Origin of the sequence: Bacillus sp. FSL H8-0534 (assembly GCF_038005885.1) — a bacterium.
Classification (GTDB): domain Bacteria; phylum Bacillota; class Bacilli; order Bacillales; family Bacillaceae_G; genus Bacillus_A; species Bacillus_A pseudomycoides.
In genome coordinates, this window is the sequence record NZ_JBBOUC010000001.1 from 4,218,773 (window position 1) to 4,231,879 (window position 13,107).

General features: G+C 37.2%; 14 protein-coding genes. 10 read left to right on the forward strand and 4 right to left on the reverse strand.

What is annotated here, in order from left to right:
- Positions 1-38 precede the first annotated feature (38 nt).
- The gene (locus MHH71_RS21425; RefSeq protein WP_033799112.1) at positions 39-473 is read right to left on the reverse strand and encodes a branched-chain amino acid ABC transporter substrate-binding protein; all 435 of its coding nucleotides are present in this window, start codon (positions 471-473) and stop codon (positions 39-41) included.
- Between the two features lie 458 nt (positions 474-931).
- Between MHH71_RS21425 and MHH71_RS21430 the strand changes: the two genes are divergently transcribed.
- Positions 932-1,456: a BofC C-terminal domain-containing protein gene (locus MHH71_RS21430; RefSeq protein ID WP_018782982.1), complete on the forward strand. Its 525-nt coding sequence runs from the start codon at positions 932-934 to the stop codon at positions 1,454-1,456.
- An 18-nt stretch (positions 1,457-1,474) separates the two neighbouring features.
- On the opposite strand, the gene MHH71_RS21435 is transcribed toward MHH71_RS21430, so the two are convergent.
- Complete coding sequence (locus tag MHH71_RS21435; protein WP_006096028.1) at positions 1,475-2,419, reverse strand: iron-hydroxamate ABC transporter substrate-binding protein; 945 nt, start codon at positions 2,417-2,419, stop codon at positions 1,475-1,477.
- Between the two features lie 190 nt (positions 2,420-2,609).
- Between MHH71_RS21435 and ruvA the strand changes: the two genes are divergently transcribed.
- From ruvA to yajC, 6 genes are read left to right on the forward strand one after another with little or no spacing between them, the layout of a single operon-like run.
- The gene (ruvA, locus tag MHH71_RS21440; protein WP_016116459.1) at positions 2,610-3,227 is read left to right on the forward strand and encodes a Holliday junction DNA helicase RuvA; all 618 of its coding nucleotides are present in this window, start codon (positions 2,610-2,612) and stop codon (positions 3,225-3,227) included.
- A gap of 5 nt (positions 3,228-3,232) precedes the next feature.
- On the forward strand, positions 3,233-4,234 hold the full coding sequence (gene ruvB, locus MHH71_RS21445) for a Holliday junction branch migration DNA helicase RuvB (RefSeq protein WP_003200439.1): 1,002 nt from the start codon (positions 3,233-3,235) through the stop codon (positions 4,232-4,234).
- Positions 4,231-4,431 (forward strand): DUF2905 domain-containing protein, encoded by a 201-nt coding sequence (locus MHH71_RS21450; RefSeq protein ID WP_026008581.1) that lies wholly within the window; start codon positions 4,231-4,233, stop codon positions 4,429-4,431. Before ruvB ends, MHH71_RS21450 begins: the two co-directional genes overlap by 4 nt.
- Before the next feature lie 18 nt (positions 4,432-4,449).
- A complete protein-coding gene (queA, locus tag MHH71_RS21455; protein ID WP_003208591.1) occupies positions 4,450-5,502 on the forward strand; it encodes a tRNA preQ1(34) S-adenosylmethionine ribosyltransferase-isomerase QueA in 1,053 nt (350 codons plus the stop codon).
- A 14-nt stretch (positions 5,503-5,516) separates the two neighbouring features.
- The gene (tgt, locus tag MHH71_RS21460) at positions 5,517-6,656 is read left to right on the forward strand and encodes a tRNA guanosine(34) transglycosylase Tgt (RefSeq protein WP_000125373.1); all 1,140 of its coding nucleotides are present in this window, start codon (positions 5,517-5,519) and stop codon (positions 6,654-6,656) included.
- Positions 6,657-6,683: 27 nt separating this feature from the next.
- Positions 6,684-6,944: a preprotein translocase subunit YajC gene (gene yajC / locus MHH71_RS21465; RefSeq protein WP_006096029.1), complete on the forward strand. Its 261-nt coding sequence runs from the start codon at positions 6,684-6,686 to the stop codon at positions 6,942-6,944.
- A gap of 31 nt (positions 6,945-6,975) precedes the next feature.
- Here yajC and MHH71_RS21470 read toward each other — a convergent pair whose 3' ends face one another.
- On the reverse strand, positions 6,976-7,359 hold the full coding sequence (locus MHH71_RS21470) for a TIGR04086 family membrane protein (protein WP_006096030.1): 384 nt from the start codon (positions 7,357-7,359) through the stop codon (positions 6,976-6,978).
- Between the two features lie 113 nt (positions 7,360-7,472).
- Between MHH71_RS21470 and MHH71_RS21475 the strand changes: the two genes are divergently transcribed.
- Positions 7,473-8,129 (forward strand): DUF421 domain-containing protein, encoded by a 657-nt coding sequence (locus MHH71_RS21475; RefSeq protein WP_033799113.1) that lies wholly within the window; start codon positions 7,473-7,475, stop codon positions 8,127-8,129.
- Positions 8,130-8,216: 87 nt separating this feature from the next.
- Here MHH71_RS21475 and spoVB read toward each other — a convergent pair whose 3' ends face one another.
- Positions 8,217-9,776 carry a stage V sporulation protein B gene (spoVB, locus tag MHH71_RS21480; RefSeq protein WP_003200453.1) on the reverse strand — a complete coding sequence of 520 codons (1,560 nt, stop codon included), beginning with the start codon at positions 9,774-9,776 and terminating at the stop codon, positions 8,217-8,219.
- Between the two features lie 218 nt (positions 9,777-9,994).
- Here spoVB and MHH71_RS21485 point away from each other — a divergent pair, with 218 nt between their 5' ends.
- Positions 9,995-10,279: a post-transcriptional regulator gene (locus MHH71_RS21485; RefSeq protein ID WP_006096032.1), complete on the forward strand. Its 285-nt coding sequence runs from the start codon at positions 9,995-9,997 to the stop codon at positions 10,277-10,279.
- Between the two features lie 346 nt (positions 10,280-10,625).
- Positions 10,626-12,890, forward strand: coding sequence for a protein translocase subunit SecDF (gene secDF, locus MHH71_RS21490; protein WP_006096033.1), 2,265 nt, complete (start codon positions 10,626-10,628; stop codon positions 12,888-12,890).
- Positions 12,891-13,107: the final 217 nt, after the last annotated feature.

Consider the following 13,107-nt stretch of genomic DNA (forward strand, 5'->3'; position numbering starts at 1 on the left):
TTTCACTTTCATAAATATTAAAATAGCGATGCAGAAAGTCATTCATCAATATCCTGCATACGTTTTTTTTTAATAAAGTAACCAACAGAATAAGAAGCTAAAAAGCATAAGAAGAGAATACTTCCCATAAGAATGCCTTCCCATAGCGGTCTTTCAGGGCTGAAAATAACATAAATAATAGCAAAAATGATTCCTACGATAGCAGAGCGTAAAACAAGTTTGTAATAAAGCGTTAGTTTCATTTCTTTTTCATTTTCTTCTGCATCAATAGAGATTCCCATTTGTAAATAGGCTAGAAGTATACTTGTTAGTATGAATAATAACCATAGTGGAGATTTTGTAATTTGATCTATACCTTCATTGAAGCCAATATACCCTAAGATGCCCATTATACCAATTGATTGAAAGAGAAAGGCAATTCGAACGTTCTTTAAATTTTGAAGGATTAAACGTTCATCTTTTATTCTTTTCAATATACTCACTCCTGTTTACCAGATTTTTCATTGTATCTACATTTATTGTAACATATATGTTGCAATAATCAATTTATATTTTACTTTAATGGTTATAGGAATAAATACTGTTATAAAAAGTTAATAAAATTTTTCTATGTTTAGCTTGCGTTCTTTTTACATTAATGTTATATTAGCAAAGCGATGAGCTAATTTACGTAAGACGAGAGATATGCTTAAGTGCTAAACACGCGGATGTGGCCGCCTGGTCTCTCGCCGTAAACGCATCAAGACGCCTGCTATGTGCAGGCGTCTTTCTTATTATATAAAAGTAAATGACTCATGTAGGTAGGGATTACACCTTACCTGCATTTTTTATTTTCATTAAAAATAACCACCGCTGTTACTATGGATAAAACTTCTATTTCCGGAAAAACTACAAACGGAAGTTTTATTTTGCTTAGAAGAGGTGAGCGGAAATGAAATTCATGATGGTTGCAGTTCAAGTTGTAATCGCTATGTTTTGTTTATATCATGAATCAAGTGTGATAGCTGCGGCTTCTGCATTAGAGGTTACGCAAAAAGAACCTCAAGTTACGATTCTATTAGAGCGTATGTATGTAGATGGAGAGGTAAGTGAGGAAATTTTCACTGAAAAAGTAGCAAATTTAGAACATTTTCTTCAGCAGTATAAAGAATGGCAGCTTGTCGATCGTGATGATACGCAAATTGTACTGCAAAAAAAGGTGGATGATATTTCACCACTACTTAAAACGAGTGGGTATTTTGGTGTTTCCAATGAGGGGATACTGCAAATTTTTAACGGTGTACCAAAAAGTGATAATGCGATTCACTCATTCTTCCAAATTGATATGAAAAAGCTAGAAAGTTATGATCGTGCAAAGCTAAAACGTGGTATTCGTATCAAGTCAAAAGAGCGTTTTGTGAAGACGATTGAGAAAATGAAGCAGTATGCAGTGCAAAATAAGAAAACCAGCAGCTGATGTGAGCTGCTGGTTTTCTTATTTGTTTTTATCTAAAATTTGTTTTGCAATTTCATCAATTAGCATATCTTTGCCGATAGGGTTGAATGCTTTTGTGTTAAAGACTTCATTGCTTACTTCGTAAACATGATTATTTTTTACAGCTTTGTTATCTTTCCAAACAGCACTATTTTTGTAGTCATCGAACACTTTATCTGCTTCGCCACCAAAGTTTACGATAAACATTTGATCAGGCTGGAATGCAACAAGGCCTTCTAATGATACTTGTGCCATCGTCTGTTTTAAATCTGTTCCTTTCGTTGCAGGTAGTTTTAAGTCATTAAAGAGAATATCACCATATCCGAAGCTACCATATACACGGAAGTTTTGCGGTGTTACAGCAAGGAACATAAAGTTTTCATCTTTTGTTTTCTCTTTAATTTTTTTAGATAAGGAATCTGCTTTTTTATCGTAGTCTGCAATCCATTTATCTGCTTTTTTCTCTTCGTCAAATAGCTTGCCTACTTCCTTAAATTTGTCGCGCCAGTTTTCTAAGTTTGTTTCTAGAACAACTGTTGGAGCAACTTTTGCTAATTGATCATAAATTTTCAATTGACGGTTGTTTAAAATAATTAAGTCTGGTTTTAAAGCAGTAACCGCTTCTAAATCAACTTTAGGTGCCCAGTACCAACCAACTGCTTTTACATCTTTCAGCTTTTCTTGCAAATGATCTTGGATTTTATCTTTATACGTGTTAGCTGTACCAACAGGTTTATGACCAAGAAGTAATAGTTCTTCAGATGATCCAGATAAGTCGACAATTCTTTTTGGGTTTGTCGGAATTTTAGCTTCACCTTTTGCATGTTTTACAACTTTTGTTTTCGGTTGTTCTTTTGGCTGTGCTTCTTCTTGTTTAGAAGAGCAACCAACAATGGTAAAAATAACAAGAATGAGAGTAAATAGAATAGATAGATTGCGTTTCACCTTTATGTAACCCCTTTAATTAATATTGATAATCATTATCGTCTTTGTAATATTAATTTGCTTTATGTTGTTCTGTCAATATGAAAAAAATGAAAAAGCTAAATAGAGAACATTTGTTGGGGTAGTCTCGCTTTTCTATCATTAAATATGTTAAAATGGAATACATGATTTGAGAGGGAGAGATCGTATTTTGTTTGAATATGTTACAGGCTATGTGGAATATGTAGGGCCAGAATATGTCGTTCTTGATCATAATGGAATCGGCTATCAAATTTTCACGCCAAATCCATATGTATTTCAAAGAAGTAAGCAAGAAATTCGTGTATATACATATCATTATGTGAGAGAAGATATTATGGCGCTCTATGGATTTAAGACACGTGAAGAGCGTTTGTTATTTACAAAACTTTTAGGTGTATCAGGAATCGGACCAAAAGGTGCACTTGCTATTTTAGCTTCTGGTCAAACGGGGCAGGTCGTGCAAGCAATTGAACATGAGGATGAAAAATTCTTAGTGAAATTCCCGGGAGTCGGAAAGAAAACTGCACGTCAAATGATTTTAGACTTAAAAGGAAAATTAGCTGATGTTGTACCAGATGCGTTTGTTGATTTATTCTCAGATGTAGAACGTTTCGACGAGAAGAAGGGTTCATCAGCTGAGCTTGATGAAGCGCTTGAGGCACTTCGTGCACTTGGCTATGCAGAACGAGAAGTTTCTCGTGTTGTACCGGAGTTATTAAAAGAATCACTTACGACGGATCAGTATATTAAAAAGGCACTTAGTCTTTTACTAAATGGTAAGAGGTGAGTAGAATGGACGAACGTCTTCTCTCAGGAGAATCGGCATATGAAGATGCGGACTTAGAATATTCGTTACGGCCACAGACGCTCCGTCAATATATTGGCCAAGATAAGGCGAAACATAATTTAGAAGTGTTTATTGAAGCAGCGAAAATGCGTGAGGAAACATTGGATCACGTACTATTATACGGGCCACCAGGACTTGGGAAAACGACGCTTGCGAATATTATTGCCAATGAAATGGGCGTTAATATTCGAACGACGTCAGGTCCAGCAATTGAACGCCCAGGAGATTTAGCGGCAGTATTAACGGCGCTTCAACCTGGTGATGTATTATTTATTGATGAAATTCATCGTTTGCATAGGTCAATTGAAGAGGTACTATACCCAGCAATGGAGGACTTTTGTCTTGATATTGTGATTGGGAAAGGCCCATCAGCACGTTCAGTAAGGCTTGATTTACCGCCGTTTACGCTGGTTGGCGCAACAACGCGCGCTGGTGCATTATCAGCACCGCTTCGTGACCGCTTTGGTGTGTTATCACGGTTAGAGTATTATACAGTAGATCAACTATCAGCGATTGTAGAGCGTACAGCAGAAGTGTTTGAAGTTGAAATTGACTCATTAGCTGCTTTAGAAATTGCAAGGCGTGCACGAGGTACGCCGCGTATCGCAAACCGATTACTAAGACGTGTTCGTGACTTTGCACAAGTTCGAAGCGATGGAACGATTGCGATGGAAATTACACAAATGGCATTAGAACTATTGCAAGTCGATAAACTAGGGCTTGATCATATCGATCATAAATTATTGCTTGGTATTATTGAAAAGTTCCGTGGTGGTCCAGTGGGATTAGAAACGGTCTCAGCGACAATTGGGGAAGAGTCTACGACGATTGAAGATGTGTATGAACCATATTTACTACAAATTGGGTTTTTACAACGAACGCCAAGAGGACGAATTGTAACGCCACTCGCTTATGAACATTTCGGAATGGATATGCCAGGGGTATGACGGATATGCCAAAGCTGCTTATTACAGCTGGTATTCTTCTCATTGTCGTTGGAGTAGCTTGGAAGTTCATCGGAAGGCTTCCAGGCGATATTTTTGTGAAAAAAGGAAACGTTACCTTTTATTTTCCGATCATTACATGTATTGTGTTAAGTATTGTATTATCTTTTGTTATGTATATCATAAATCGATTTAAATAGAAATAGGTGGATATAGTTATGGATATTAATCTGTTTGATTTTCATTTACCAGAAGAACTCATTGCCCAAACGCCGCTTGAACAGCGCGAAACATCAAGATTAATGGTGTTAGACCGTGAAACAGGTGATATAGAGCATAAGCATTTTACTGACATTCTTTCTTATTTACATGAGGGTGATTGTTTAGTTTTAAATGAAACGAAAGTTATGCCTGCTCGTTTGCATGGTGTGAAAGAAGATACAGGTGCACATATTGAAGTGCTTCTTTTAAAGCAAGAAGATGGAGATAAGTGGGAAACGCTTGTAAAGCCAGCTAAACGTGTAAAAGAAGGAACTATCATTTCTTTTGGTGAAGGAAAGTTAAAAGCAACTTGCATTGGAACAGCTGATCAAGGTGGCCGCCAGCTTGAGTTTTCATATGACGGTATCTTTTATGAAATTTTAGATGAACTTGGAGAAATGCCGCTTCCTCCATACATTAAAGAAACACTGGAAGACCGTGATCGTTATCAAACGGTATATGCGAAGGAAATTGGTTCTGCAGCAGCGCCGACAGCTGGGCTTCATTTTACAGAAGAATTATTAGAGAAATTGAAGAAAAAAGGCGTTCATTTAGCATTCATTACGCTTCATGTTGGCCTTGGTACATTTAGACCAGTGTCTGCGGATACAATTGAAGAACACCATATGCATGCTGAGTATTATCATATGTCAGAAGAAACAGCAGATTTGTTAAATCGTGTGAAAGAGAACGGCGGTCGTATTATTACTGTTGGTACAACGTCAACACGTACACTAGAAACAATTGCTACAGATCACGATGGTAAGCTTTGTGCGACATCGGGATGGACGGATATTTTTATGTATCCAGGATATGAATTTAAAGCAATTGACGGTTTAATTACAAACTTCCATTTGCCAAAATCAACATTAATTATGCTTGTAAGTGCATTTGCAAGTAGAGAAAATGTCCTTCATGCTTATAATGAAGCAGTAAAAGAAAAATACCGTTTCTTTAGCTTCGGTGATGCGATGTTCGTTGCATCTCATGCTAAAGAAAGAAGTAAATAAAAAGGAGTAAATCTATGACAGCAATTCGTTATGAATTTATTAAAACATGTAAACAAACGGGTGCCCGTTTAGGTCGCGTTCATACACCGCACGGCTCATTTGATACACCAACATTTATGCCAGTTGGTACACTTGCGACAGTTAAAACAATGTCACCAGAAGAGTTAAAGGCGATGGATTCTGGCATTATTTTAAGTAATACGTATCATTTATGGCTTCGTCCAGGTCATGAAATTGTACGTGAGGCAGGTGGATTACATAAATTTATGAACTGGGACCGTGCAATCTTAACGGATTCTGGTGGTTTCCAAGTGTTTAGTTTAAGTGATTTCCGTCGTATTGAAGAAGAGGGGGTTCACTTCCGTAATCACTTAAATGGAGACAAGTTATTCTTATCACCAGAAAAAGCGATGGAGATTCAGAATGCATTAGGTTCAGATATTATGATGGCATTTGATGAATGCCCACCGTTTCCTGCTACTTTTGAATATATGAAAAAATCTGTAGAACGTACGAGCCGCTGGGCAGAGCGTTGTTTAAAAGCTCACGAACGTCCACAAGATCAAGGGTTATTTGGGATTGTACAGGGCGGAGAGTTTGAAGAACTTCGTCGCCAAAGTGCGAAAGATCTTGTTTCAATGGACTTCCCTGGTTATGCAGTAGGTGGATTATCAGTTGGGGAACCAAAGGATATTATGAACCGCGTACTGGAATTTACAACACCGCTTCTTCCAGACAATAAACCACGTTATTTAATGGGGGTAGGTTCTCCTGACTCATTAATTGATGGTGCAATTCGTGGTATTGATATGTTTGACTGCGTACTTCCAACTCGTATTGCTCGAAACGGTACATGTATGACAAGTCAAGGACGTCTTGTTGTGAAAAATGCGAAGTTTGCAAGAGACTTTGGCCCACTTGATCCAAATTGTGATTGCTACACATGTAAAAATTATTCTCGTGCGTACATTCGTCACTTAATGAAGTGTGATGAAACATTCGGAATTCGGTTAACGTCTTATCACAACCTTCATTTTCTGTTAAACTTAATGGAGCAGGTGAGACAAGCCATTCGTGAAGACCGTCTTGGCGATTTTCGTGAAGAGTTCTTTGAACAATATGGCTTTAATAAACCGAATGCTAAAAACTTCTAATACATAATTTAAAAGGAGGAACAAAAGATGAATCCAGGTATGATGAATATTGTCATGATTGTTGCGATGTTTGCGATTTTCTATTTCTTATTAATTCGCCCGCAGCAAAAGCGTCAAAAGGCAGTAGCACAAATGCAAAGTGAAATCCAAAAAGGTGATGCTATCGTAACAATCGGTGGCTTACACGGCACAATTGAATCGGTAGATGACACTACGATTGTTATTAAATCTGGTGGTTCACACTTAACATTCGATCGCAATGCGATTCGTGAAGTTGTGAAGAAGTAATAGTAAAAAGCCCTGCGAATGCAGGGCTTTTTCAATCTGTACGCTTTGACATATTAACGCCGAATATGCCTCCGAGTGTACTTACCCCCATTAACCCAAGTTGATAAAGAAGCTGTGAATTAGATAATGCGTGAGAGAAACCTAAGTAATTAACGAGAAAAACAAGAATGGCAAAGATAAGTCCGGTTGTGAATCCGACGAACCATCCTTTTCCTTGCGCTTTTTTGCCAGCGATAAACCCGGATATGAGCATGGAAAGAAGAGCGAGTATAAAAATGGTTATAGCCAATGTTCCTTCACTTATATCTGTAAACTTTAATAAAAGAGCAATCAACATACTTGTAATAGAAGCCAATATTAATAAAGTGATAATCCCAAATCCGATTGCTGTAGATAATTTTTTCGTTCCATCCATTATGATTCCCCCTTTTTAATACAAGCATATTTTCATTTTTGATAAGTTAGACTAGTTTCTTTTTTATAGGGAAACCTATGAGTAGAAAATGTTTAAAAAAGGAGAAAAAAGTAATGGAATGGCTATCGATAATTGGACGGACGATGCTTTTATATGTTGTGATTTTAATTATCTTTCGCCTTATGGGAAAACGCGAAATTGGAGAACTTAGTGTATTAGATTTAGTGGTTTTTATTATGCTTGGTGAGATGGCTGTGGTCGCAATTGAAAATACAGATAAGTCTCTTTGGCATCAACTTGTTCCTATGGTATTGCTCATGGCTGTACAAATAACTTTATCGATGGTTTCTTTAAAAAATCAGCGTATTCGTCATTTAATAGAAGGTGAGCCAGCTATTATTGTGAATGCAGGAAAAATTGATGAGAAACAGATGCGGAAGCAACGCTATAATATAGACGACTTAATGATGCAATTACGTGAGCAGGGAGTTGGAGATATAAGAGATGTAGAGTATGCTATTTTAGAGCCATCTGGAAAATTATCTGTCTTTCAAAAACAAAAAAGTAAGAAGAGTAAAAATGATACACCGCTGTTTTCGCTTCCTTTAATTATTGATGGGGAAATTCAATATAAACATTTACAGATGATTGAGCATTCGGATGGCTGGCTAGTAGAGAAATTAAAAAACTTAGGGCATAACGATGTGAAAAAAATTTTGTATTGTAGTTTTCAAAATGGACAGTTTTTTGTCGATGTGAAAGAGAAGTAAAGGCTTGCCAGACTAGAGGCAAGCCTATTTACCCAGCTATTTGCGGATAGTGGGGATGGAGAATCCTCTACTGAGTAAAGTTTCACTTTATTTTGAAATCAAAAGTTTACGAACAATAGGAATACGTCGTAATTCTTCTTTACGAATCAGTTTAAAAATAAGAAGAAGCAGAATATAAAGGATAGTGGTTAGTGTAATTTCCCATAATGTTTGTATGCCAAGTGAATGTGAAAAAACAATATATTTATGAAGATAGAATCCGAAAGCTCCTGCAATGGCAATCGTAATTCCCCCGAAAATATAATCTCTCATGTAAATTGTAAATGTAATTTTTTTTAAGACGGTAGCGTAGTGAAGGAATGTTACCGTCACAATGTTAGCGGCAATTGCAAGTGCGACCCCCATCATTTGAAATTCTGGACGTGAAGCGAGTAAGAAAATAACGAGCAGTTTTACAATGGCTCCGATAAACGTGTTCATCATCGCGGCGCGTGCTAAGTTTAAAGCTTGCAAAACAGATGTAAGGGGGCTTTGAAAATAGTGAAATAAAAAGCATGGTGCAAGTAATTGAATGAATGCAGTTGCGCTGTCTGAACCGTACATGAGAGTTAAAACAGGTGAAGCAAATACATAAAGAATAACGACTGACCACCCTCCAGTAATTAAAGAAATGCGGAGCGCTTGTTGCAGACGGTGTTCTACTAATCGATGTTGTTTTTTTGCCATTGCTTCACTAATGGATGGTACGAGTGCTGTAGAAAGCGCATATGTAATAAAGGCTGGCAATGATAAGAGAGGAAATGCATAGCCGTTTAATATGCCGTATTGCTGTGTAGCAACTGAAGCCGCAACACCAGCTAGCGCTAAGCTTTGCATAACGATAATTGGTTCGAAAAAATAAGAGACTGATCCAATTAAGCGACTTCCTGTAGTTGGAAGTGCAATTTCCATAAGTGAATGAAAAGTATGTTTACTTTCTTTGACAGTGTTTAGAAAACCAGTTCGTATAGAAAGATGTTTTTCACGCTGAAATAAAGTAAGTAAGAATAATAAAGAAGCAACTTCCCCAAGAACAGCTGATAACATTGCACCTGCAGCGGCGTATTCAACACCGTAAGGTAAAAATAACCGAATACATACGGCAATAATGGTAATACGGACAACTTGTTCTAACACTTGTGCATATGCGCTTGGTTTCATATTTTGTTTTCCTTGGAAATAGCCGCGCAAAACAGAGGAAACCGCAATAACAGGAACGACAGGTAAAATTGCCATTAGTGGATAGTACGTTCTTTTATCCGTTAATAAAGTTTCAGCTAAGATGGGCGTTAGAAGCATGATGCCGATTGTTAAGATAATACTAATAACGGATGTAACAGCTAATGATACTGTTAATATTCTCTTTACTTTTTGTTTGTCATTTACTGCTTCCGCCTCTGCAACGAATTTTGCAATGGCAACAGGAAGTCCGATTTGTGTTAATGTAATTGCTAAAATAAAGGTGGGGACAGCCATCATGTAAAGACCGACGCCTTCTTCTCCTAAAATACGCGCCATTACAATTCGGTTTATGAACCCGAGAATTTTTGTAATAAAACCAGCTAGCATTAAAATAAATGCACCTCGTAAAAAGCTTTGTCTCGTCATGATCTTCTCCTACCTTCTCAAAATCAATGGAATGATTTACAATAATTTATATGCACGTATGAGACAAGAATGACAAGCATTTAAGAGGATGCGCTTATAAAGTAAGACTTTCATGGGAAAGAGCAGAGCGATAAAACCCTTAAAGACAGTTATTGCTGTCCATTAGAGCGGGATGAAAAGCGACTTTTCGTGCTGAAATCAGAAGGAGATGTGATGGAATGATTGAAAAAGAAGATTTGGTAGAAGCTTACCGCGGACAGTTACAAGTCGTTTTAGAGAGCAAATTAGAAGAATTCCAAATGTTTGGCTATGATCGAGTGACTGTTAATGATATTTGGAAATGTTTAAAAAGTAAAAAGTGGAAAAAAGTAAAAAGTGAAGTTAGATTGTATGAGCTTGTGAATGATGTGCTAACATTAACAGCAAATGAGTACATGACATATTTAACAGTAGAAGCGTATCAAGCGCCACTTTGGTCATTTGAAGAATATGAAAATAAATAACCGACTGTAATTGGTTTGTTCTTCCTTTTGCAGTATAATGATAGGTATTGATAAAGAGGAATGTATATGTCAGAGATTTTAAGTAAAGGAGGTAGGAAGCAGAAGTCATAAAAATTTGTAGTAAGATATAGGTTGCAGCCCAGCGTCTAAAATGTAGAACTGAGGTTTTGCCTATATGGCTAGTATGAAAGTTGAAAATTCACAGAAAGGAAGCCTACTAACTAGACAAGTGCAGAAGTGTAAAGGAATGCCTGTGAATAAACAGAAATAGTTGTTACAGGAAATTGTCTAGCGTAAATGAATGATATGATTTGTTTATGGTTTTAGTAGCAGAAAGAAGGTACATATGGCAAAGCGTGGTACTAGAATCGTCGCCTTTTTTCTCATCGTTTTATTAATCGGTGGAATTATTGGCGCGACAGGAAAAAACATAACAAAAGGAATTAGTCTTGGACTAGACCTTCGCGGTGGCTTTGAGATTTTATATGAAGTAAAGCCAGCGAAAAAAGGTGATAAAATTGATCGAGACGTACTTGTAAGTACAGTAGGTGCTCTTGAAAACCGTGTCAATGTTCTCGGTGTTAGTGAGCCGAACATTCAAATTGAAGGGGAAGATCGAATTCGTGTACAGCTTGCTGGCGTACAAGATCAGCAAAAAGCACGTGAAATTTTATCTACGCAAGCGAAATTAACATTTCGTGATGTGAATGATAACCTTCTCATGGATGGAGCAGATTTAAAAGGCGGAGGAGCGAAGCAAACGTTTGATGAACAAGGGCGACCAAGCGTTGGGCTTACACTGAAAAGTGCTGATAAATTCCGCGAAGTAACTGAAAAAATATCTAAAATGCCTCCACCAACAAACTTAATGGTGATTTGGCTTGATTTTGAAGAAGGTAAAGATTCGTATAAAGCAGAAGCTGCAAAACCAAATCCGAAATTCTTATCAGCAGCAACAGTAAACCAAGTGTTTAATCAAGCTGAAGTTTCAATCGTAGGTGGAAACTTTACGGTTGAAAGTGCGAAACAACTTTCATCTTTATTAAATGCAGGTGCACTTCCTGTTGATTTAAAAGAAATGTATTCAACATCTGTTGGAGCGAAATTTGGTGAACAAGCATTGCAGGAAACAATTTTTGCTAGTGCAATCGGGATTGCTCTTATCTTCCTATTTATGCTTGTATTCTACCGCTTACCAGGTTTAGTAGCGGTCATTATGTTAGGTTTATATATTTTCGTAACATTGCTTGTCTTTAATTGGATGCATGCAGTCCTTACACTGCCAGGTATTGCAGCACTGGTGCTCGGGGTTGGTATTGCGGTTGACGCGAATATCATTACGTACGAGCGGCTGAAGGAAGAGTTACGAATTGGTAAATCGATGATGTCTGCATATCGCGCGGGTAACCACCGTTCGTTAGCAACGATTTTAGATGCGAACATTACAACAATTGCAGCAGCTGGGGTGTTATTCGTTTATGGTAATAGCTCTGTAAAAGGGTTCGCAACGAGTTTAATTGTAAGTATTTTAGTTGGTTTCATTACGAACGTATTCGGTACTCGTTTCTTACTTGGATTACTTGTGAAAAGCCGTTACTTCGATAAGAAAATGTCTTATTTCGGTGTGAAACAGAGGGAAATTATTCCATTGTCAAAAGGTGTAGAACATGCGCCAACAAGATTTGACCGTATTAACTTTGTAAATATCGGTCACAAGTTCTTCTTATTCTCAGTTGTAGTTGTTATTGCTGGAGCAATTATACTACCAATTTTCAAAATGAACCTTGGAATTGACTTTGCAAGTGGTACACGTATGGACTTGCAGTCAAAACAAGCGATTAGTGTAGATCAAGTTCAAAAAGATTTACATGAGTTAAAAATTGATGTAAAAAAAGAGGATATTGTACCAACAGGTGATGACAATAAAGGATTTGCGGTTCGTACAATTGGTGTTTTATCGAAAGATGAAATTGCAAAAGCAAAAACATTCTTCCATGATAAATATGGGACAGATCCGAATGTAAGTACAGTTTCGCCGACAATCGGGAAAGAGATTGCACGAAATGCATTTATCGCGGTTCTGATTGCTTCAGCGGTTATCATTTTATATGTGAGTATTCGTTTCCGTTTCACATATGCGTTATCTGCCGTATTAGCATTGTTACATGATGCGTTCGTTATGATTGTTGTGTTTAGCGTATTCCGATTGGAAGTAGATTTAACGTTTATCGCTGCGGTATTAACAATTATTGGTTATTCTATCAATGACTCGATTGTTACCTTTGACCGAAACCGTGAGTTATACAAACAGAAAAAACGAATTCGTGATTTGAAAGATTTAGAAGAAATCGTAAACTCAAGTATTCGTCAAACAATTGGTCGTTCCATTAATACAGTTTTAACTGTATTGTTCCCAGTTATTGCACTGCTGATCTTCGGTAGTGAATCACTGCGAAACTTCTCACTTGCATTAATGGTTGGATTAGTTGTAGGTACGTATTCTTCTGTTTTCGTTGCTTCTCAAATCTGGCTAATGCTTGAAAATCGCCGATTGAAAAAAGGAAAAGGCAAGAAAAAAGTAGAAACTGAAGTATCTGAACCACAAGTATAAAGGTTAGAACAGAACATATAAAAAGATGATGCCTCTTTACATTAGAGGCATCTCTTTTTTCGTTTGTGGATACAATAAAGCGATACTTCCTTTAGCGTTTTTTGCTAAAGGTTAGTGGAACTAATCGGGGTGTTAGGGACAGTGAAACTTCCTTTAGCGGTTTTGTTAAAGGTTAGTAGAGCCAGTTACGGAGACTAGTGGGAAGTGATGCTTCTTT

Coding starts and splice junctions, on each gene's coding strand:
- tgt (WP_000125373.1), top strand. CDS start 5,517: ATGACAGCAATTCGTTATGAATTTATTAAAACATGTAAACAAACGGGT.
- spoVB (WP_003200453.1), bottom strand. CDS start 9,776: ATGACGAGACAAAGCTTTTTACGAGGTGCATTTATTTTAATGCTAGCT.
- MHH71_RS21450 (WP_026008581.1), top strand. CDS start 4,231: ATGACGGATATGCCAAAGCTGCTTATTACAGCTGGTATTCTTCTCATT.
- MHH71_RS21430 (WP_018782982.1), top strand. CDS start 932: ATGAAATTCATGATGGTTGCAGTTCAAGTTGTAATCGCTATGTTTTGT.
- ruvB (WP_003200439.1), top strand. CDS start 3,233: ATGGACGAACGTCTTCTCTCAGGAGAATCGGCATATGAAGATGCGGAC.
- secDF (WP_006096033.1), top strand. CDS start 10,626: ATGGCAAAGCGTGGTACTAGAATCGTCGCCTTTTTTCTCATCGTTTTA.
- MHH71_RS21485 (WP_006096032.1), top strand. CDS start 9,995: ATGATTGAAAAAGAAGATTTGGTAGAAGCTTACCGCGGACAGTTACAA.
- MHH71_RS21470 (WP_006096030.1), bottom strand. CDS start 7,359: ATGGATGGAACGAAAAAATTATCTACAGCAATCGGATTTGGGATTATC.
- yajC (WP_006096029.1), top strand. CDS start 6,684: ATGAATCCAGGTATGATGAATATTGTCATGATTGTTGCGATGTTTGCG.
- MHH71_RS21475 (WP_033799113.1), top strand. CDS start 7,473: ATGGAATGGCTATCGATAATTGGACGGACGATGCTTTTATATGTTGTG.
- queA (WP_003208591.1), top strand. CDS start 4,450: ATGGATATTAATCTGTTTGATTTTCATTTACCAGAAGAACTCATTGCC.